This is a genomic window from Microbacterium sp. NPDC019599 (assembly GCF_040632175.1).
Lineage (GTDB): Bacteria > Actinomycetota > Actinomycetes > Actinomycetales > Microbacteriaceae > Microbacterium.
On record NZ_JBEYBL010000003.1, the window covers coordinates 188,352 to 208,753 of the forward strand.

Annotated in this window: 15 protein-coding genes; 6 read left to right on the forward strand and 9 right to left on the reverse strand. The window is 72.3% G+C overall.

Going from position 1 to position 20,402, the window contains the following annotated elements; all coding sequences use genetic code 11:
- The first annotated feature begins 7 nt into the window (after nt 1-7).
- Nucleotides 8-796 carry an energy-coupling factor transporter transmembrane component T gene (locus ABZ477_RS07620; protein ID WP_360130348.1) on the forward strand — a complete coding sequence of 263 codons (789 nt, stop codon included), beginning with the start codon at nt 8-10 and terminating at the stop codon, nt 794-796.
- 33 nt (nt 797-829) lie between these two features.
- Here the strand turns inward: ABZ477_RS07620 and ABZ477_RS07625 are convergent, their stop codons facing one another.
- From ABZ477_RS07625 to ABZ477_RS07635, 3 genes are read right to left on the reverse strand one after another with little or no spacing between them, the layout of a single operon-like run.
- The gene (locus ABZ477_RS07625; protein WP_360130351.1) at nt 830-1,330 is read right to left on the reverse strand and encodes an SRPBCC domain-containing protein; all 501 of its coding nucleotides are present in this window, start codon (nt 1,328-1,330) and stop codon (nt 830-832) included.
- Nucleotides 1,327-2,052, reverse strand: coding sequence for an aminoglycoside 3'-phosphotransferase (locus ABZ477_RS07630; protein ID WP_360130354.1), 726 nt, complete (start codon nt 2,050-2,052; stop codon nt 1,327-1,329). Before ABZ477_RS07630 ends, ABZ477_RS07625 begins: the two co-directional genes overlap by 4 nt.
- Nucleotides 2,049-2,393, reverse strand: a complete 345-nt coding sequence (locus ABZ477_RS07635; RefSeq protein WP_360130357.1) for a DUF488 family protein — start codon at nt 2,391-2,393, stop codon at nt 2,049-2,051. The genes ABZ477_RS07630 and ABZ477_RS07635 overlap by 4 nt, the downstream gene beginning before the upstream one ends.
- Before the next feature lie 140 nt (nt 2,394-2,533).
- On the opposite strand from ABZ477_RS07635, the gene ABZ477_RS07640 reads away from it, so the two are divergent.
- The 4 genes from ABZ477_RS07640 (at nt 2,534) to ABZ477_RS07655 (ending at nt 5,441) form a co-directional block, all read left to right on the forward strand.
- A complete protein-coding gene (locus tag ABZ477_RS07640; RefSeq protein ID WP_360130360.1) occupies nt 2,534-3,295 on the forward strand; it encodes an SDR family NAD(P)-dependent oxidoreductase in 762 nt (253 codons plus the stop codon).
- Between the two features lie 100 nt (nt 3,296-3,395).
- Entirely contained in the window at nt 3,396-4,178 is a 783-nt protein-coding gene (locus tag ABZ477_RS07645) for an enoyl-CoA hydratase-related protein (protein WP_360130363.1), read from the forward strand.
- A gap of 26 nt (nt 4,179-4,204) precedes the next feature.
- A complete protein-coding gene (locus ABZ477_RS07650) occupies nt 4,205-5,044 on the forward strand; it encodes an NAD(P)-dependent oxidoreductase (RefSeq protein ID WP_360130366.1) in 840 nt (279 codons plus the stop codon).
- 28 nt (nt 5,045-5,072) lie between these two features.
- Complete coding sequence (locus tag ABZ477_RS07655) at nt 5,073-5,441, forward strand: VOC family protein (RefSeq protein ID WP_360130369.1); 369 nt, start codon at nt 5,073-5,075, stop codon at nt 5,439-5,441.
- Nucleotides 5,442-5,474: 33 nt separating this feature from the next.
- On the opposite strand, the gene ABZ477_RS07660 is transcribed toward ABZ477_RS07655, so the two are convergent.
- The 6 genes from ABZ477_RS07660 to ABZ477_RS07685 are packed head-to-tail and all read right to left on the reverse strand — an operon-like array spanning nt 5,475 to nt 18,940.
- Entirely contained in the window at nt 5,475-6,116 is a 642-nt protein-coding gene (locus ABZ477_RS07660) for a LysE family translocator (RefSeq protein ID WP_360130372.1), read from the reverse strand.
- A 27-nt stretch (nt 6,117-6,143) separates the two neighbouring features.
- Nucleotides 6,144-7,007, reverse strand: a complete 864-nt coding sequence (locus ABZ477_RS07665; protein WP_360130375.1) for a hypothetical protein — start codon at nt 7,005-7,007, stop codon at nt 6,144-6,146.
- A 13-nt stretch (nt 7,008-7,020) separates the two neighbouring features.
- Nucleotides 7,021-7,500: a GNAT family N-acetyltransferase gene (locus ABZ477_RS07670; RefSeq protein ID WP_360130378.1), complete on the reverse strand. Its 480-nt coding sequence runs from the start codon at nt 7,498-7,500 to the stop codon at nt 7,021-7,023.
- A gap of 39 nt (nt 7,501-7,539) precedes the next feature.
- Complete coding sequence (locus tag ABZ477_RS07675) at nt 7,540-8,103, reverse strand: Pycsar system effector family protein (RefSeq protein WP_360130381.1); 564 nt, start codon at nt 8,101-8,103, stop codon at nt 7,540-7,542.
- The gene (locus tag ABZ477_RS07680; protein ID WP_360130384.1) at nt 8,100-15,191 is read right to left on the reverse strand and encodes a hypothetical protein; all 7,092 of its coding nucleotides are present in this window, start codon (nt 15,189-15,191) and stop codon (nt 8,100-8,102) included. The genes ABZ477_RS07675 and ABZ477_RS07680 overlap by 4 nt, the downstream gene beginning before the upstream one ends.
- On the reverse strand, nt 15,188-18,940 hold the full coding sequence (locus ABZ477_RS07685) for an adenylate/guanylate cyclase domain-containing protein (protein WP_360130387.1): 3,753 nt from the start codon (nt 18,938-18,940) through the stop codon (nt 15,188-15,190). The genes ABZ477_RS07680 and ABZ477_RS07685 overlap by 4 nt, the downstream gene beginning before the upstream one ends.
- A 192-nt stretch (nt 18,941-19,132) precedes the next feature.
- On the opposite strand from ABZ477_RS07685, the gene rlmN reads away from it, so the two are divergent.
- Entirely contained in the window at nt 19,133-20,398 is a 1,266-nt protein-coding gene (rlmN, locus tag ABZ477_RS07690; RefSeq protein ID WP_360130390.1) for a 23S rRNA (adenine(2503)-C(2))-methyltransferase RlmN, read from the forward strand.
- Nucleotides 20,399-20,402: the final 4 nt, after the last annotated feature.

Genomic DNA, 20,402 nt, shown 5'->3' on the forward strand with positions numbered 1-20,402 from the left:
GTTCCGGATGACGCTCCTCGAGTCTCGGGCCCGCACCGGGGTCGTCGCGCACCTCAATCCCGTCGCCAAGCTCGGTGCGAGCGCGCTCATCGCCCTGCCGCTCGTGCTGACCCTCGACTGGGTGTCGGCCGCCGTCGCCCTCGTGCTGGAGTGCCTGCTCTTCCCGTTCGCGGGCATCGGGTGGCGCGAGTTCTGGCTGCGGACGTGGCCCGTGTGGCTCGCGGCCCCCCTCACGGCGCTCACGATCGCGCTCTACGGCGAGACGTCGGGCCAGGTGTACGTCGACTGGTTCCTCGTGCAGGTGAGCGAGGGCTCGCTCGAGCTCGCGGTCGCGACCTTCTTCCGCGTCCTCGCGATCGCGCTGCCCTCCGTCGTGCTGTTCGTGACGGTCGATCCGACCGACCTCGCCGACGGGCTCGCGCAGGTGCTGCGGCTGCCCGCGCGCTTCGTGCTCGGGGCCCTCGCGGGCCTGCGCATGGTCGGGCTCTTCATCGACGACTGGCGAGCGCTCGAGCTCGCGCGCCGGGCTCGCGGGGTGGCCGACCGCGGACGGCTCCGCCGGTTCCTCGGGATGGCCTTCGCCCTCCTCGTGCTGTCCATCCGGCGCGGGTCGAAGCTCGCCACCTCGATGGAGGCGCGCGGATTCGGTGCGCCGGGGCACCGCACGTGGGCACGCGAGTCGCGCTTCGGGTGGCGCGAGTGGATGCTCATGGCGATCGGCGCGGCGATCTCGGCCATCGCGGTGGCGGCGGCGGTCGCGGCCGGCACGTGGAACTTCATCCTCGGCCCCGGATGACGGATGCCGCGGCCCGGGGGCGCAGAACCCCCGTCAGGGCGCGAGCGCGGCGTACTCGTCGCGCAGGGCCGGGTAGTAGTCGTCCCACGCGATGGCCGCGACATCCCGTCCTTCGTGGGCGGCCTCGGCGCGGTCGAGGTAGTACTCCCAGCCGGGACCGATCGAGCCGACGTCCTCGCCCGGATTGAGGCGCTGGCCGAACGTCAGGGTCGTGACGCCCGCGATCTCGTCGAGCTCGAACCACAGGTGCCATGCGCCCGACCCCTGGCTCGTGTCGCCCGCGAAGCGGCGCGGCCGGTCGCACTCGAGGATCGTGTAGCGCTCGGGCTCGGGGTCTTCGGCCTCGGAGGTCATGAAGAACGACACGTGGCCCGTCGTGGGGTCGCCCTCCCAGTAGCCGATCCACTCGCGCAGCCGCTCGGACTCCGTCAGGGTCTGCCACACGGCCTCGGCGGGCGAGCCGAACGTGCGCGTGATGATGAGGTTGGGCTCGCCGTCGATCAGGCGGACGTCGCCCGTGCGAATGGGTGTCATGTCGCGTTCCAGAGCTCCCGGTAGTAGTCGATGCGCTCGGTGTCGGGCTCGATGCCGTATGCCGCGAGGAGCGTGCCCTCCCACCCGGGTCCATAGTTCCACTCGCAGCTCATCGTCGCCACGGCCAGATCCGCCCAGCGGTCGGCGACGCCGAGGGCGCCCAGGTCGACGTGGCCGGCCCACGCGCCGTCGTCGCCCACGAGGGTGTTCGGGGCGCACGCGTCGGCGTGGCAGACCACGAGCCGGTCGATCGGCGGGGCGGACAGCATCCGCTCGGGAACACGGATGCCGCGCCCCGCGGCGTTCGCGACACGCGACGGGACGCCCCAGTCGAAGGGGCAGTCGGCGACGGGCAGGGTGTCGTGCAGCGCGCGCAGCCCCTCGCCGATGGCGTGGACGGCGCTCGCCGGGTCGGCGACCCAGCGCGGCGCGACGGCCGATTCGCCCTCGATCGAGGCGGTCACGAGCCACTCGTGGGTGTCGTCGCCGCCGACCTCGAGGACGGGCGGCACCGTGATCCAGCGCCCCGCCCAGGCCAGGCGCCGCGCCTCCCCCGCGAACGACGTCTCGCCGTTGCGCGGTCCGTGCTTGATGTGCCGGCCGTCCGAGGCGCGGAACGTCAGCCCGCCGAGCTCGTTGGCCCAGACGCAGTCGAGCTCCGCGCCGCGCGCGAGGTCGCGGACGCGGTCGGGCACCGCGACGGGTTCGAGGGGGATGGTCACGCGCGCAGGAGCTCGCTGAGGATCTCGGCGTGGTTGCGGATGGCGTCCTGCGCCCCGTAGAGCAGGGTCACGACGGGCTTGCCCTCGATCGCGGCGCGCAGCTCTTCGACGGCGGGGTTGAGGGCGAGCTCGCCGCGGTAGGCGGCGTCGAACGTCTCCCAGTCCATGCCGTCGTAGTGGAACGCGCGCCGCAGCTCGGTCGAGGGTGCGGCCTCCTTCGCCCACAGGTCGACCGCGGCCCGCTCCTTGGTCAGCCCTCGGGGCCAGAGACGGTCGACGAGCACCCGGAAGCCGTCCTCCTCGGAGGGCTCGTCGTACACGCGCTTCAGTCGCAGGTCCACGTATCCAGTCAACCGCTCGGCCTCCCGCCGCGCCACCCTCCCGGATAGCCTGGACTGCGGCGGTCCGCCCCGTACATGGTGATACCGGGTCCCGCCTATGCTGGGACTGAATCCCACGAGTTCGGTTCGAAGGAGAACGCATGGACATCTCTGGCGCAGCGGCGCTGGTCACGGGCGGCGCGAGCGGGCTGGGTCTCGCGACGGCGCGGCGCCTCGCCGAGGCCGGAGCTCGCGTCGCGATCGTCGACCTCCCGTCCTCGGCCGGCGCGACCGTCGCCGAGGAACTCGGCGGGAGCTTCGCCGCGGCCGACGTCACGGATCCCGACCAGGTCGCCGCGGCCGTCGCCCAGGCTGCGGCATCCGGACCCCTCCGCGTCGTCGTCAACTGCGCCGGCATCGCCCCGCCGGCGAAGGTCCTCGACCGTGAGGGCGCCCCTACGCCCCTCGCCGACTTCGAGCGCATCATCCGCATCAACCTCGTCGGCACGTACAACGTCATCGCGCAGGCGTCGGCGGTCATGGCGCGCACGGAGCCGGCCGCCGACGGCGACCGCGGGGTCATCGTCAGCACGGCCAGCGTCGCGGCGTTCGACGGCCAGATCGGGCAGCCTGCGTACTCCGCGAGCAAGGGCGGCGTGCACGCCATGACGCTCCCGATCGCGCGCGAGCTCGCGCGCTACGGCATCCGCGTCCTCACGATCGCCCCCGGCATCATGGAGACCCCCATGCTCAAGGGCCTTCCGCAGGCGGCGCAGGACTCGCTCGGCGAGCAGGTGCCCTACCCGCAGCGCCTCGGCCGCCCCGACGAGTACGCGCGGCTCGTCCTCGCCATGGTCGACAACGGGTACCTCAACGGCGAGACGATCCGCCTCGACGGCGCGATCCGCATGGCGCCGAAGTGACCGTCGCCATCCCGCGAGACTTCACGAATGTCTCGATTGAGGCGCCTGGACGGTACATCTGTGAAGTCTCGCGGGCATCGCGAGGAGAAAGGGCATCGAAATGACCGATTCGATCCTCGTCGCGCGGGACGGCGCCCTGGCACGCGTGACCTTCAACCGGCCCGCGTTCCTGAACGCGATGGACTTCGAGATGGGCCGCCGCTGGCGCGACGTCGCGCACGAGATCACGTCCGACGCGTCCGTCGGCGCGGTGATCCTGGATGCTGCCGGCCCCGCGTTCTGCGCCGGGGGCGACGTCATCGCGATGGCGACGTCGGGCGCGTCGGGTGCCGACGTCACCGACACGGCGCACATCATCCACGACGGCATCCGGACCTTCGCCCTCTCGGACAAGCCGATCGTCGCCGCCGTCCAGGGCGCTGTCGCCGGCGGGGGCCTCGGCCTCATGCTGACGGCCGACTACATCGTGGCGGCGGACTCCGCCAAGTTCGTCAGCAAGTACGCGAACATCGGGCTGACCCCCGACCTCGGCGTCTCGACGCTCCTGCCCGCCGCGATCGGCCAGCGCCGCGCGCTCCAGCTTCTGCTGCAGGACCGCACCCTCGACGCCGGGACGGCCCTGGACTGGGGGCTCGTGTCCGAGGTCGTGCCACGCGACGACGTCGCCGGCCGCGCCGAGGCCGTCGCCCGCTTCTGGCTCGCAGGCGCCACCGCGGCGTTCGGCCAGGCGAAGCGGCTCGTCCGGGTCGGGGCCGATCGGACCTTCGACGAGAACCTCGCCGACGAGGCCCCCTCGATCGGCGCCCGCTTCGACACCGACGAGGCTCGCACGCGCGTCGCGGCCTTCGCCGCGGCATCCGCCAAGCAAGCCCGCCCCGCCTGACCCGGCCCGCAACGGAGAGTGATCACATGACAGACAAGCCCCTCGCCGGAAAGACCATCCTCATGTCGGGCGGCAGCCGCGGCATCGGGCTCGCGATCGCGCTGCGCGCCGCGCGCGACGGCGCGAACATCGCCCTCGTCGCCAAGACCGACACGCCCCACCCCAAGCTCGAGGGCACGGTGCACACGGCGGCCGAGCAGATCCGGGATGCCGGGGGCCGGGCCCTCCCGATCGTCGGCGACGTCCGCAACGACGACGACATCACGCGAGCCGTGCTCGAGACCCAGGGCGAGTTCGGCGGCATCGACATCGTCGTCAACAACGCGAGCGTCATCGACCTGTCGCGCTCGCTCGACCTCCCGGCGAAGAAGTACGACCTCATGCAGGACGTCAACGTGCGCGGCACGTTCCTCCTCTCGCGCACCGCGATCCCGATGCTGCGCGAGAGCGCCAACCCGCACATCCTGTCGCTGTCGCCGCCGCTGAACCTCTCGCCGAAGTGGCTCGGCGCGCACACCGGCTACACGCTCGCGAAGTACGGCATGACGATGGCGACCCTGGGCCTGGCGGCCGAGTTCGCGAAGGACGGCATCGCCGCCAACACCCTGTGGCCGCGCACGACGATCGCGACGGCCGCCGTGCAGTTCGCCCTCGGCGGCGACCGCATGATGCAGGTGAGTCGCACGCCGGAGGTCTACGCCGACGCCGCCTACGAGGTCTTCACGAAGCCGGCGCGCGAGTACTCGGGGCAGACGCTCATCGTCGAGGACGTGCTGGCGGATGCCGGCATCACCGACTTCTCCGGCTACGCCGCCATCCCCGGCACGCCCGACAGCGCGCTGTTCCCCGACATCTTCCTCGACTGACCGCGGCCGGGCGCCGTAGCGTGGAGGGATGGCGGTCGAGAGCCTCTTCCCCATCCTCCTGACGCGCGACCTGCCGCGTCTCGTGTCGTTCTACGAGAGCGCGCTGCACGGTCGGGTCGACTACCGCTTCGGCAGCGCCGAGGAGGACGACTACGTCTCGCTGACCTTCGGAAGCGCCTCGCTCGGCATCGGGCGCGATCCGGATGCCGCGACCTCCGGCGACCGCGTCGCCCTGTGGTTCTACGTCGACGACGTGGACGCGGCCTTCGAGCGGTGGCGCGAGGCGGGCGGAGCGATCTCGTCCCCGCCGGCCGACATGCCGTGGGGCGAGCGGGTCGCCCAGGTGCGCGATCCCGACGGGAACCTGGTGAACCTCGGCGCACGCCCGGCCGCGTAGACCCGGCCCACCCCCCGCGAGATTCGCGGCCGGTCAGTGCCGGTCGTTGCCGGAGAAGAGCAGGATGCCGCCGAGGCCGATCATGAGGCCGCCGCCCGTGGCGGAGAGCGTCGCGATGCGCCTGGGCGAGCGGGCGAACCAGTCGCGCGCCGCCGCGGCGACGAGCGCCCAGACGGCGTCGGAGATGAGCGCGATCGCGAAGAACACCAGGCCGAGCTCGATCATCTGCAGCGGAACCATGCCCGCCTCGAGGTCGACGAACTGCGGCAGGACGGCGACGAAGAACGCGATCGTCTTGGGGTTGGTGATCCCCACGAGGAAGCCCTCGCCGAGCTGTCGCCAGTGCGAGCGGGGAGGGATGCCGCCGGTCGCCGTCTCGGCGGTGCGCGTGCGATGGCGGATCGCCTGGACGCCGAGGTACATGAGGTAGAGGGCTCCCGCGACTTTCACGATCGTGAAGAGGACGACCGACTGCGCCACGATGCCGCCGACCCCGAGGGCGACCGCCACGATGACGGGGAGCAGCCCCAGGGCGTTGCCCAGGACGCTCAGGAGGCCGCCGATCCGGCCGAGCGCGAGCGCGCGCCCGATCGTGAACAGGACGCTCGGGCCGGGGATCACGATGAGCACGACGGCCGCGAGGGTGAAGGCGAGGAGGTTCTCCAGCGGTACCACGCTGAAACGATAGTGCCCTGCGCCCGCTCAGCCCCCCTCGGGCGTCGCACCCATCAGGATCGTCACGGAATCGTCCTCGGCCCACCAGAAGCCGATGCGTCGCCCGGGGACCAAGCCCGGCGGGCGCTCGTGCGGCTCGATGAAGCGATACGGCAGCGACACGACGAGCGCAGTGTAGGGACGGAGGTACGCGGGGGTGCAGCGGCTCTTCGCGACGGCGCCGCGGATCACGAGGATGCACTGCTCGTCCTGGAGCGCGCCTTCAGCCCCCGCGATCCACAGGTCCCACCCGTAGTACTCGCCCAGATGCGAGGCCCACTCGATGGGGCCGCTGGGCCGGAACGGCGGGATGTCCTCGGGCGTGAGCTCGCTGTTGTCGACCCCGTACCACCCGTCGATGGGGACGCGGACGAGCACTTCGGCATCGCTGTCGCGCGCGAACGTGTACGCCGAGCGCGTCGTCTCGATCGTGACCTCGGCGCTGCTCGGCGGGGGCGGCTCGACAGGGCTCAGGAGCACGACGACGGTCGCGACGAGCGCCGCGACGAGCGCGTAGCCCCACCCGTCGCGGCGCGGAGCGCGCCGCTGCCGGACCGGCGCTTGCTCGACCGGGTCGGCCCCTGCCGCGACCGGCTGCGGCACGACGGGGCGAGGTGGCGCCGTGACGGACTGCCGCACGCCGACGCCGGCGAGCGCGCCGTCCGCCGGGACCGGATCGACGGCGACTGCCGGCTCCGGATGGAGGGGCGCGGATGCCGCGTGCTCGGCGAGCACGAGTCCTTCCAGCTGCACGAGCCGATCGATCGCCGCGGGATCGTCGGCGATGTCGGGTTCGAGGCCGAAGGCTCGGCGCCTCAGCTCAGCGAGCTCGGCGCGGGTCGCGTCATCCATCTCTCCCGCCCCATCAGGAGACCAGCCGCTTGCGGAGGAAGACCTGTTCGATGCCGTCGTCGCCGGGCACCCGCTGGGTCTCGACATAGCCCTCGCGCTCGTACAGGCGGAGGTTGGCGTCCGAGAGCGACCCCGTGAAGAGCTCGGCCTCGCTGGCCCCGGCGTCGCGCCCGCGCTCCTCGACGGCGGCGAGCAGGCGTGAGCCGATGCCCTTGCCCTGCTGGTCGGGCGCGATCACGAGGCGGCCGATGAGCAGCAGAGCGCCGTCCCTGCGTGCGCGCACGGCGCCGACCATGCGCGGCCCCACGTGCGCGACCCGGCCCAGGTTCTCGCGCAGCTCATGGGCGAGCTCGTCGAGGCTCTGCGTGAGCGGCGGCATGTCGGGGGTTCCGTAGATGAGCGCTTCCTGCACGAAGGCGGCGCGCTGCAGCGTGAGGACCTCCCCGGCGTCCTCGACACGGATGTCGCGCACGGCGACGTCGACAGCGCTCACGATTCCACGCTAGCCCTCGGACGACCTCAGCGGGCGGCTCTAGACGATGATGAAGAACGAGAGTACGACGACGCCCGCGGCGATCCCCGCGAGGACCATCGACTGCCGGATGGCGCGGTACTTCCGCTGCGCGACCGAGGACAGCACGAGCAGCTGCTGGTACGTCCGCTCGGGTGGCAGCAGCCCCCGTTCCGCGAGCGCCTCCTGGACGGCTTCGGGTGAGGACATCCCGCGGATCTGGCCCCAGTACGTGATGGCGCCGGGGCCCGGGCCCTTGCTCAGGCGCGGCCACACCGCGAGCGCGGCGGTGACGACGGATGCCGCGGCTGCGACGCCCCCGACGGTCCAGAGCGTGACGCCCATCGCGCCGAGTGAGGCGGGCGACCAGCTGCCGCCCAGCATCCCGCTCAGCACGATGCTGAACGCGATGCCGAGGCTGCCGATGAGCAGCGACGCCTTCTGGTCGGCGCGGTCGATCTCGACCATGACCTCGCCGAGCATCTCGGCCGCCAGCTCGTGCGTCCGATCGACGTGGCCTTCTGCTCCGTCGCCGGGCGCGGTCGTGTCCTCGGGCATCGGCGCTCCTTCGTCGGCGACGGTCATCCGCTCACTCCGAAGGTAACGGTGAACGACGTGCCGTCCGAGAGGTCGACGCGGTAGGTGTACCTCGTGCCGCCGGCGAGATCGGCCGTCGGGATCGTCCCCAGCCAGACCTCGGCGGCCTCGGCGTACACGAACGGGAACGCCACGAAGTACCCCTCGTTCACCGACGCCCCGGCATCCAGGTCCTGAGACGAGACGAGCACGACATCCACCACGTAGCCGGGCGTGCCGATCGCCTCGCCGCCGTCGTCGTGCGCGCGGAAGATGATCGGGACCGCGGAGCCGCGCGCGTACACGCTGGATCCGTCGGCCGCGACGGGGCCGAGCGCCTGGCGGTCGGGAAGGTCGACGCCGGGGAGGAGGGGGATGACGGCGCCCGTCGAGCCTCCGCCCGTGCTGGTCTGAGGCGGCCGCGGGGACGGCGTGGGCGTGGGCGTGGGCTTCGGGTTCGAGGGCGGTGTCGTGTGCGGGGGCGCCTTGGGGCTGCCGATGTAGAACGCCTGCGCCGTGGCGGTGTTTCCGGCCACGTCGGTCGCACGGCACGTGACGGATGTCCGCCCGGGCTTCGTGGGCCGCGGCACGTCGCACGACTGCGATGCCACGCCGGAGGCGGCATCCGTCGCGTTCGGCTTCGCGGTCCCGCTCGTGCCGACGACGATCTTGCGCGGCTCCACGGTCGGGGCGAGAACCGGCGCGGTCCTGTCGACGCGGACGAGCACCGTCGCCGACTCGGTGCGGCCGAGCATGTCGGTCACGGTGCCCGTGACCTGGACGCCCATCGGCGTCGTGTCCTCGTCGACCACTTGCGGCGCCGGGCACGGCTGCAGGAGCGGCGCGCCCGCCGTGCATTCGAACTCGACGGTGACGGCAGTCCGGCTCCACACGCCCTCGACATAGGGGTCGCCCGACGCGGTCGTCGCGGTGGCCGTGATGGTCGGGCCGGGCGGCGGCTCGGGGGCCGCGACGACGAGCGTCGAGGCGGATGCCGCGTGCCCTGTGCCCGCGTCGTTCCACGGCGTGACCGTGACCGAGATGACGTCGCCGGCCTCCGCGATGCCGTCGAGGTCGAGCGTCTCGACGTAGACGGGGATCGGCACGCCGTTGCGGAACCACTCATAGGCGATGGAGACGTCCTCGCCGTCCGGGTCGGTGCCCTCGGCATCGGCGGTCAGCACCGTCTTCGTGTCGACGGGGTTCGTGTCGGCCAGGAGCGAGAGGGTCACCGTCGGCGCGTGGTCGGGGGTGTCGACGTCCGCGACGAACCACTCCGTCGTGCAGGACGCGGCGCGGCAGACGTCGAGCGAGACGACGTACCTGCCCGGGGTCGGGAACTCCACGTCGACCGGCACGCGCGTGACGCCGTCGTCGCCCGTCGAGACGGGGATGACCGCGGACGAGACGACCGCGCCCGCGGGGACGGCATCGGCGGGAGGCTCTTCGCCGTCGACGGCCTGGGGCTCCTGGTACTCGGCGATCTCGACTGTCGCGGTGAGACGCTCGCCGGGAGCGGCATCCGTCACCTCGACCGTCCGCGCGAGGCTCTGGCCTGCGACGAGCGCCGTGTCGTCGCCGATGCCGCTCAGGGCAGGGGCGGCGGCGCCCATCGGCTCGAGGTGCCCGCGCTGCGTCTCGGTCGCGACGTTCCCGGCGGCGTCCACGACCTGGAGGATCCAGCGGTACGGGCCTTCGTCCGGAGACGCGGACCAGGTCGTGCCGAAGACGGGCTTGGTCACCGGGATGCTCTCCCACACCGTCTGCCCCTCGCGCTGCACGAGCAGCACGACGCGCTTGACCTCCGAACCCGTCCCGTCGAGGTCGAACTTCAGGTCGCCGAACACCGGCTCGACCGAGCGGACGAGCGGCGCCGTCTCGTCGGTCGACGCGGCGTCGCCGTAGACGACCTCGAGGTCGAGCTGCGTGAACCTCTCGATGCGGCCCTGTCCCGTCCCCCGCAGCTCGACTCGCGCCGGCGTCACGACGAGCAGATCGATGGGGCCGTCGGGCGTGTCCTGCCGTGTGACGCCCGCGAACGACGAGGGGAAGGCGACGTCTCCGCGCGGCTGCGTCGGGTCGGGCGTTCCCACGCTCGGCGTCCCGAACGCGGGATCGAGCGTCTCGGAGGTCGAGGTCAGTCCCGTGAGGAGGACGCCCCGGGCCTTCTGACCGGCGGGTGCCTCGTCGAGCTTCGAGACGATGCGCGGCAGGATCGGCTGGCCCGCGACGACGGCGGGCTCCTGTCCGTCCGCCGTCAGGTAGGTCCGCTCCACGCCGTCGGAGCCCGTGGCGGTCACCGGCTCGAAGGAGGGTGTCAGCGACAGCGAGGCCGTCGAGACGCCGTCCGCGCCCACCTCGACGGGCGTGAGGCCCTCGGGCAGCTCGGGCAGCGGCGCGCTCTTGGTCGGGCCCGCGAAGGTGTACATCGGCAGGCCGTAGAAGACGGCCTGCATCAGGACCTTCTCGTCGTAGCCCGAGAAGAGCCCCAGCCCGCCGAGGTAGGTCTGCTTCGCGTACGTGAGGGCCTGCGCCGCAGTGACCGCGGAGGCGTCGGTCTCGACGCCGATCCACGACGCGTAGAGGGAGAGCAGCCGGGCGCTCAGCGCGTTCGTCGTGTCGTTGGCCAGGCCGTACCCCGTGTTGCCGACGTAGCCGGCCGCCGACGAGAAGACGTCGACCCAGTCGGCGACGTCGCCGTAGTAGGCCGTGGGCAGGTTGTTGCCGGCGTGGCATCCGATGAGGAAGACGAGCGAGTCCGCGAGGGAGGCGGCTGAATCGTGGTCGGCTGCGAGGAACAGGTCGGAGTCCTCGAAACGGCCCTCCTCCGCGCCGGGCAGTCCGGGGAGCATGCGCCGCTCGTCGGCGTGCGTGTTGACGGACACGACAGCCGGGCTGTCCTGGCCCTCGGGGAAGATCGCGTCATCCATGACCTCGGCGGTCCACTCGCCCGAGAGCTGCTGGTTCTGCCCCGAACGCCAGGCCAGGGCGGCCGTGACCTCCTGCGGGAGCTTGCTCCACGCGCCGTAGCCCGCGGTGACCGTCGAGTCGGCGGGGAGGTTGCCCGATGCGTCGAGCTCGCCGTCGGCCTCGGCGAAGCGGCCGATCGTCGCGAGGATCTCGTCCGGCGTCTCGACGAGGCGACCGAGCCCCGCCGACGGGACGTAGAGGTAGCCCCCGAGCGTCTCGTACGCCGTCGCGAGGCCGTACGGGTCGTCGCTGAGGATCGTGTTCGCGGCTGCGGCGGCCGACAGGGGCGTCTCGCACGGGTCGGCCGTGCCCTCGGGGATGTCGGCGGGGCACGGATCGTCCACCGGCCCGCCGAGCGGCGACGTGAGCCGCAGCTCGGCGGCGTGGCCGCTCTCGGTGAACTGCGACGTCGTCTCGCGCACGGGCGCGAAGGGGATGATGTCGTCGCCGCCGACGATCACGACCGACGTGATGTGCTCGCGCTCGCCGCCGACCTGCGCCGCGACGTACCGGTTGATCTCGGTAGACAGCGCGCGGCGCGCCTCGAGGGAGCACGGGTTCGCATCGAGCGTGGTCCGCGCCGCGCGGACGGCTTCGGAGTCGTCGATCGACAGGACGGCACCCGAGACCGTCGAACCCGGCTTGCCCTCGCCGTCGAGCTGCACGCGCAGCGCCGATCGGACGGCGGCGGCCTGCGCCGCTCCGTACGTGTCGCCGTAGCGCTTCTCGTCGAAGAGGTAGATCGTGTTCGTGTCGGGCGTCACGACGTCCGTGAAGCCGATGATGCCGGGATCGGCGGGGTCGGCGGTCGCGGGCGGTGTCCACGGGGTGCACTGCTTCTCCGGCGCGTCCCGGACGTAGCTCACGCGCAGCGAGTAGAGCGACTCGCTGGGGGCGCCGCTGCCGCTCGCGACGCGGATCATGAGCTGGTCGTCCTGCGCAGCATCCGTCGACGCCGCCTCCACGTGCGCCGCGTCGCCGCCGCGGACCACCACTTGGTCGACGACGGTCTGGCCCGGCACTTCCGCGGCCGTGTCGGCGCCCGCCTGCGCCGGCGCGCCGTAGCCCGCCTGCTCCGCGACGCCCGTGCCGGCCGCCGCTCCCGCGTCGGGCACGCCGAGCGGGGTCGCGGCCTGCGCGGACGGGCTGTAGAGCGTCAGCGAGATCTGGCCGTCCATCGCGTTGGTGGACACGACGAGTCGCTGGCCGGGCTCCGGAGCGTCGACGAGGAAGTAGTCCTCGTCGTCCGAGACGGGGGAGTGGATGTTCGCGCCCGTGAAGTCGTCGTTGTCGAGCCAGGACGGCGAGAGCCACTCGTAGTACACCCGGCCCGCCTGCAGCGTCTTGGGATCGCCCTGCCACTGCCCGTCGACGTAGTTGTTGTTGAAGTCGTCCCACGAGTCCAGCGGCGCGAGATCAGCCAGGTTCCCGGTCGCCTCGAGATCGCCCGTCGTGAGGACGGCCTCGGCCGACGACCAGCCGACCTGACTCGTGCCCGAGAACCACGGCGACAGCTCGAAGACCGTGCCCGCCTGCTGGTCGGCCAGCGGCACCTCGACGCGGCGGCCCGTCGTCGAGTGCGGACCCGAGAACTCCTGGTCGCCGTAGTCCCACAGCGCGCCGGGGCCCGAGCCCTTCGCGAAGAGCTGGGTCAGCACGGTGCCCGCCGGGAGGGTGACGGATGCTGTCGGCGCGACGTAGTCCGTCGCCTCGCCGGGGCCGGCGTCGAACGTGAAGCGGAACGGTGCGCGGTAGTCGCAGCGGACGTTCGCCGTGCAGCCGTAGCCGGGCGTGTCCTGCGCGGCGTTCTCGGGGCCGATGTCGCTTGCGGCGATCTGCTCCCACGGGTAGTTCGCCAGATCCAGCAGCGACAGCAGGAGCGCGCCGAACGTGACGTCGGCGGGGGCGCCCTTCGCGAGATCGCTCGCGATCGCCGACTCGAGGAGGGGTGCGGTCGGGGCAGCGAGGGTGCCGCCGACGTCGGACGTGCCGAAGAGCGCTTCCCGCGACTGCGGGCTCAGCCGCTCGACGTCGAGGCTGCCGAGCGGCGTGCCCTCGAGGAAGAGGGACGTGACGAGAACCTCGGACAGCAGCGTCTCGTCGGAGGGCAGGTCGGGCAGCGGGATCTCGTCGATCCGCGACCGGGCGATGTCCAGGCCCGCCGAGTCGAGCTCGGCGAGCAGAGTCTCGCCGGTGATGGTCAGCCCGATCCCCTGGCCCTCGGCGAGCGCCTGCCAGTTCTCGATCGGGGTGTCCTCCTGCCCGGGGAGGGGGATGTGCTCGAGCGGCGCGCTGCCGAGCACGTAGGACGCGATCGACAGGCCCGCCAGGCCGCTGCCGTCGAGCGACATGTCGGCCAGGGTGAGCGACTGGATCCGCTCGGCGCTCGCGCGCGCGGCATCCGTCGCCTGCTGATCGGCGAGCGTGTCGGCAGCCCAGGTCAGGACCTCGTGGAGGGTGACGGACTGCAGGAGCTCGCCGGCGTAGGGGCTGCCCTCGAGGATCTGCGCCCAGCCGCCGGGGAGGTCGAGGCGATAGACGGGCAGCCGGTACACGGGGAGCCGGTAGACCGGCAGCCGGTACACCGGCGAGTCGTCGATGAGGAGCCGGTACACGGGCAGGCGATAGACGGGGAGCCGGTAGACGGGCAGCCGGTACACGGGAAGCCGGTACACGGGGGCGTTGGCGATGGCCCCCGCGGCGTCCCGCAGCGCGGCGACCGAGAGCGTCGACGTGTCGACCTGCGACATGTAGCCCGGTGTCACGAGGGTGCCCTGCACGCTCGTGACCGAGATGCCGTCGTTGGTGTGGCGGTCCACGGCGGTGACAGCATCCCGATCCGCCGACGCGAACGCGACGGTGCGTCCGGATGCCGAGATGGCCGGTGCGCCGCCCGGAGCCACATCCTGCCACTCGTCGATCTTGACGCCCGAGCCCTCGCACTGGTCCGTCCCGTTCATCGCGTCGTACCAGGAGACCCGCTCGATGCGGACGACGGGGTCGGCGAGCTCGGGTGCGGGGACGCCGCCGTTGCCGAAGTCGAACTCGGGCACGGTCGTCGTCCACGCGACGGTGCTGCCGTCGTTCGAGATGGTCGGTTCGTCGACCCACCCGGACCGGTTGTCGGCCCGGAGCTGGCCCAGCCCGATCGTGTACGGGATGCCGGCGCTCAGCATGCCCGCCGCGACGGTCGGCACGCCTCCGCAGCGGGTCGCGTCGAGGTAGGCGAACGCGGTTCCCGCAGAGTCGATCGACGGGGACGAGGCCTCGTCGGCGATGACCCTGGCCGTGGTCGCACCGCGGGCGGTGAGCTGGAGGTAGTCCGTCTCGGCGGGTGCGGCGGCCGAATCGGCCGGCTTGCGCGAGAGGAACAGGATGGTGGAGCCGTCGCCGCTGATGACGGGGTTGTGCGATCCCGTCTCCAGCGATACGGCCGACGCGACGCGGGTGATCGAGACATCGCCGTGGACGCCGTCCGCGTTCGCATCGAGATCGGCCAGCACGGCATCCCGCGCGCCGTTGGCGTCGCCGGCGGTCAGGTTCGCGGCGTCCGTCGTGAAGACGACGTATCGCCCGTCGTCGCTCATGTCGGGCGCGTACGACGAGCCGTCGGGCTCGACGCCCGGGGAGGAGACGCGGAAGGTGCGGTCCAGGAGCGTGTCGCGCACGAAGATCTGCGTGCGGCCCGGCGTGCCGGCCTCGGGGACGAGGTTCGTCGCGCCGCTCACGAAGGCGACATAGCGACCGTCGGCACTCGCTACGGGGTCGGTGCTCGCGCCGTTCGCACGGGTGTCGCCGACGGGGCCGTCCGGCACGCTCACGAGGACGGGCGAACCCGAGAAGGGGTCCGCCGAGCCGGGGACGGCCGCTTCGGCGATGACGTCACGGACGCCGTCGGCATTTCCCGCGATGACATCGAGCAGGTCCGACGAGTAGTACACCCGCTGGGCGTCCGCCGTCATGAACAGGGAGTCGATGTCGCCGGGGACGGTGCTCGCGACTTCGAAGGTCTCGGCGCCGTCGGCCAGAGGCGCCGCCTCCGCGGGGGCGACGGTGACGATCGATCCGGCGAGCACGACGGCTGCCACCGCGACGGATGCCGCGAACGATGAGCGGGCGGAGGTCATCGGGTCACCTTCGCTGATTCCACGGGGAGGGCTGCGCCGGTGTCGCCGGCGGCGAGGACATCGTCGACGTCGACGAGTCCGAGGTCGGTGAGGATCGAGCGCGCGTCGGTTCGGAGGGCGTCCGCGTCGGGGTCGTCCGCTCCTGCCAGGCGCGCGAGGAGGGCCATCGACAGCGCCTTCTCGAACGGCACGGCTGCGGCGGCGTCGATCGCCGACTCGCCGAGTTCGCGCGCGCGAGGCAGATCGCCGTCCAGCGCCGCGAGGCGCGCGCTCTGGCGCAGGAGGCGGCTGCGCACGGGGCCCGCCTCCGCGGGATCGATCGCCTCGACGATCGCGCGCGCCGCCTCGAACTCGCCGTCGTCGATCTCGGTCTCGGCCAGGCGCACGCGGTTCTCGCGCGACCAGTCGTTGTCCTCGAGCGAGGCGAAGAGGTCGGCGGCCGTCGCGAACGCCTCGCGCGCAGCATCCCGCTCACCGGACCTCAGATGGCCGCGGGCCGTGAACGTCGTCGCGATCGCGATCAGGTACGGGTTGTCGGACGCCTCGAAGACCCGCATCATGTCGCGCAGCAGCGGGCGGGCCTCGTCGACGCGCCCCTGATCGACGAGCACTTCGGCGACGTTGGCCGACTCGATCGCCGCGCCGACGACGTCGCCGGCCGCTTCCGCCGCCGCTTCCGCCTGCGCGTAGAGCGTCGCCGCGAGCGTCCACTCGCCGCGGTAGTACGAGCGCGCCCCGATGAGGTTCATGATCTTGGACTTCGACAGCTCGTCGCCGGTCGCGTCGTAGAGGTCGAGGGCGCGCTGGAGGTACAGCATCCCCTCGTCACCGGCCAGCTCGCTCGCCGCGATGTCGTGGTATCGCATCGCGTCGGCGAGGACGCCCTTCTCGGTGTCGGTCTCGGCGACGTCCTCGATGAGCTCGATCGCGTCCAGGGCGAGGCGCTTCGCCTCGGCCCATTTGCCCTGACGGAGCCGGAGGCCGGACTCTGTGACCGCGATCGCGGCCAGGACGGCGCGTCCCGCGTGGCCCGAGCCGCTCACGGCGCGCCGGGCCGACCGGAGCGTGCGGACCGCCTCGGCGGGACGGCCGAGGATGTTCAGCGCGTAGGCCCGCTCGCGGTCGATGCGGGCGCGCTCGATCGCATCGGTCACGAGCTTGCGGGCGTTGGAGAAGGCCTCGAGTCCCTCCTGCGCCCAGCCGCCCGCGATGCTGACGCGCCCGAGGGCGGACAGCAGCTCGGGCAGGTCGTCCGCGGAGTCGGGGTTGCGCCGCGCCGCCTCGACGGCGCCGCGGTAGGCGCGCACGGCCTCCTCGAGCGCGAAGGACTTCTCGGCGCTCGCGGCGGCCCGGCGGCCCGCCTCGAGCGCCTTTGCCCACTCGCCGCACTCCTCCCAGTGGCGCGCGAGCATGACATCGGCGCTCGGGCCGCCGAGCTTGGCGTCGGCCTCGATGGCGGTCGCGGCGATGCGGTGGACTTCGCGGCGCACCTGGAACGTGAGCTGCCCGTATGCGACGTCGCGGAAGAGCTCGCTGCGGAAGCTCACCTCCTGCGCGCCGAGCTCGAGGAACGCGGCCAGCCCGCCCGAGATGAGCGGCATGCCGACGCACTTGACGTACAGGCCGAGCGGGATCCGGGTGCCGAGCACCGACGCGCGCCGCAGCGCCGTGCGATCAGCCTCGGACAGCGCGTCGATGCGCTCGCCGATGAGTTCCTCGATCGCGAGCGCCTCGGCCCCCGACGCGAGGCCGGAGCCGAGCTCGATCGCGTACAGCGGGTTGCCCTCCGCGCGCGCGACGAGAGGCCGTGCGTCCGCCGGCAGCAGCTTCCGCCCCGCGACGGCCTCCAGGATGTCGCGGATGCTGTCGCCGTCGAGCGGCTCGATCTCGAGCGTCTCGCCGAGCGGTCCGAGACCCTCGGGCCCCGGGCGCCGCGCGAGCACGATCGCGTGGCGCGTGTCGCGCGAGATGAGGTCCGCGAGCACCGCCGACGAGGCCGGATCGACCCACTGCGCATCGTCGACGACGAGGCAGCCGGGTGCTGTCGTCAGCGCCGCGAGGAACGTCGAGACCGTCTCGGCAGCCCGCTCGGCTCGGAATGCGGCATCGAGCGCATCGACCTCGGGGGTGTCCGCCGCGTCCGCGCCGACCGCCGGCGCGATGAGCGGCAGCCACGGCGCGAGGTCGGGGAAGTGCCCTTCCACGACGTCGCGGAGGCGCTCGCCGGCCTCCGCGGGCGTCGCCGTGGGCGCGATCCGAAGGAGAGGGCGCAGCACGGTCTGCATCGTGCGATACGGCGTGGTCGCGCCGTACGGGTCTCCGTAGCCGCGCAGGACCGCGAGCGGGGTCTCGGCCAGGGCGTGCTCGAGGAGGCGGGTCTTGCCGATGCCGGCGGCGCCCGCGAGCGTGAGCGTCGCGCCGCGCTCCTCCGCGGCATCCGTCAGCAGCTCGCGGATGCGGTCGAGCTCGGCGCGCCGTCCCACGAACGGGGTCTGCTGCGCCGCGAGCCTCGTCGCGCCGCCATGCCCGGTCACGATGGCGACCGGGATCTGCTGGGTCTTGCCCTTGACCGAGATCGTCCCGGCGTCCGTGCTCTCGAACGAGCGGCTCGTGCGCTCGAGCGTCGAGCGGGCGACGAGCACGGTGCCCGGCTCGGCGCGGGCCGTGAGGCGTGCCGCGAGGTTCGTGGGGTCGCCCATGACGGTGTAGGTCTGGCGGTACATGGCGCCGACGAAGCCCGCGAAGATCCGGCCCGACGTCACGCCCGCGCGCACGGCGAAGCGGCCACCGCCTTGGCGCACGATGCGGAGCGCGGCCGTCATGAGGCGCCCCTCCGGGTCCTCCGCCGTGGTCGGCGCACCGGCCGTCAGGAAGTAGCGGTACCCGCCGGTGGCCGGGTCGACGTCCAGGAGCGTCACGCCCGTGTCGGCGGCGACCGTCTCGACGAGGGTCGTGAGCCGGTCCATGTGCTCGAGGTCTTCGTCGTCCGGCCGGTCGGCGACGCCCGAGACCTGCACGAAGGCGATCGCGGCCCAGCGATGGTCGGGCTCGGACGCGAGCAGATCGGGGCGCTGCGCGAAGGCCCGTGGCAGGAAGCGGTCGGCGGCGGTCGTGCGTCCGACGCTGAGCGCCATGAGCGACGCCGATGCGACCGAGCCGCCCTTCACGAGCCGCCGCGCGCCGGGCGCGGACTCCTCCTTCGTGACCTGCGACGCGGGCAGGAGCACCGCCGTCTCGTCGCTGACGAGGATCGTCCCGGCGTCCGCGGCGCTCTGCAGCGCCATGACGCGCGATGTGTCGCCCCCGGTCAGGACGACCGACGTGTTGTCGCCGCCCGTGAGGAAGAACTCGAAGGTCCCGCTGTGGACGCCCACCGACATGCGCAGCTTCGCGCGCGCGGCGGGCAGGTGGATGTCGCCGATCGCGGTGAGGACCTTGTTCATGTTCCAGGCCGAGTGGGCCGCGTGGCGTGCGTGATCCGGACCCGTGAAGAGGACGAACAGCGCATCCCCGGCGAATTTGACGACGTCGCCGCCGTCGTCCGAGACGGGCAGGAGCACCGTGAAGATCCGCGACAGCGTCGCGATGAGCTGCTCCGTGCCTTCGCGCCCCGCTGCGGCGAGCTGTTCCGAGAGCGTCGTGAACCCCGAGATGTCGATGACGACAGCCGTCCCCGCGATGCGGAGCGTCTGCTCCGCATCGTCGTCGAGCCCGTGGAGGAGGCGGGGGCTCAGCGCCGACGCCGTCACATGCGCGTTCAGCTGACAACCCTCCTTCGGGGACGCGCGCTCCTGGCCGTTTCGGGGGATGACCCAGCCGCGTTCGGTGATGAGAAGACTCTCACGAAAGCGCGGGACCCGCCATGGGTCATACCGCTTTCACAGCCCGGAGATCCCTTGCCCCACCAGCGTTCGCGCAGGCGCGTCGCCTACCCTGGAGGCATGACCTCGACGCGCCCCCCTGCCCGTTCGGCGCGTCCCGCGACCGCGCCCGCAGACACCCCCGTCCTCCAGGTCCGTCCCAAGACCGAGGGATGGACGCAGAAGAAGGATGCCGAGGGCCGGCCGCTCCTGCAGTTCGCGTCCCCCAAGCGCGGCAAGCCGCCCGTGCACCTGGCCGACCTCACACCCGAGGAGCGCGTCGAGAAGGTCAAGGAGCTCGGGATGCCGGGCTTCCGCGCGAAGCAGCTCGAGAAGCACTACTTCGAGCACTACACGCACGATCCGGCGCTCATGACCGACCTTCCCGCGGCGGGCAGGCAGGAACTCGTGCACGGGATGCTGCCGCCCCTGCTGACGGAGGTGCGGCGCCTGCAGACCGATCGCGGCGACACGATCAAGTTCCTGTGGAAGCTCCACGACGGAGCGCTCGTCGAGTCCGTCCTCATGCGCTACCCCGGCCGCATCACGCTGTGCGTCTCGTCGCAGGCCGGCTGCGGCATGAACTGCCCCTTCTGCGCGACGGGCCAGGCGGGGCTCACCCGCAACATGTCGGCCGCCGAGATCATCGAGCAGGTCGTGCGCGCCAACCGCCTCATCCGCGAGGGCGGCCTGGGCCCCGCCGAGCATCCCGACGAGCGCGTCACCAACATCGTCTTCATGGGCATGGGCGAACCGCTTGCGAACTATGCGCGGCTCATGCAGGCCGTCCGCGTCATGACCGACAAGAAGCACGGCCTGGGCATGAGCGCGCGCGGCGTGACCGTCTCGACGGTGGGCCTCGTGCCCGCGATCCGCAAGCTCGCCGACGAGGACATCCCCGTGACGTTCGCGCTGTCGCTGCACGCACCCGACGACGAGCTGCGCGACGAGCTCATCCCGGTGAACTCCCGCTGGAAGGTGGACGAGGCGCTCGACGCCGCGCGCGCCTACTTCGAGAAGACCGGACGGCGCGTCTCGATCGAATACGCGCTCATCAAGGACATGAACGACCACGCATGGCGCGCCGACCTGCTCGCCGAGAAGCTGAATGCGCGCGGTCGCGGCTGGGTCCACGTGAACCCCATCCCGCTGAACCCGACACCCGGCTCGATCTGGACGTCGTCCACGAAGGCGGCGCAGAACGAGTTCGTCCGGCGCCTCAACGAGGCCGGGGTTCCGACGACCCTCCGCGACACGCGCGGCAAGGAGATCGACGGCGCGTGCGGCCAGCTCGTCGCGACGGAGGACGACCAGCGGGTCGCCGCCGAGACGCCGCTCGAGGACTGACAGG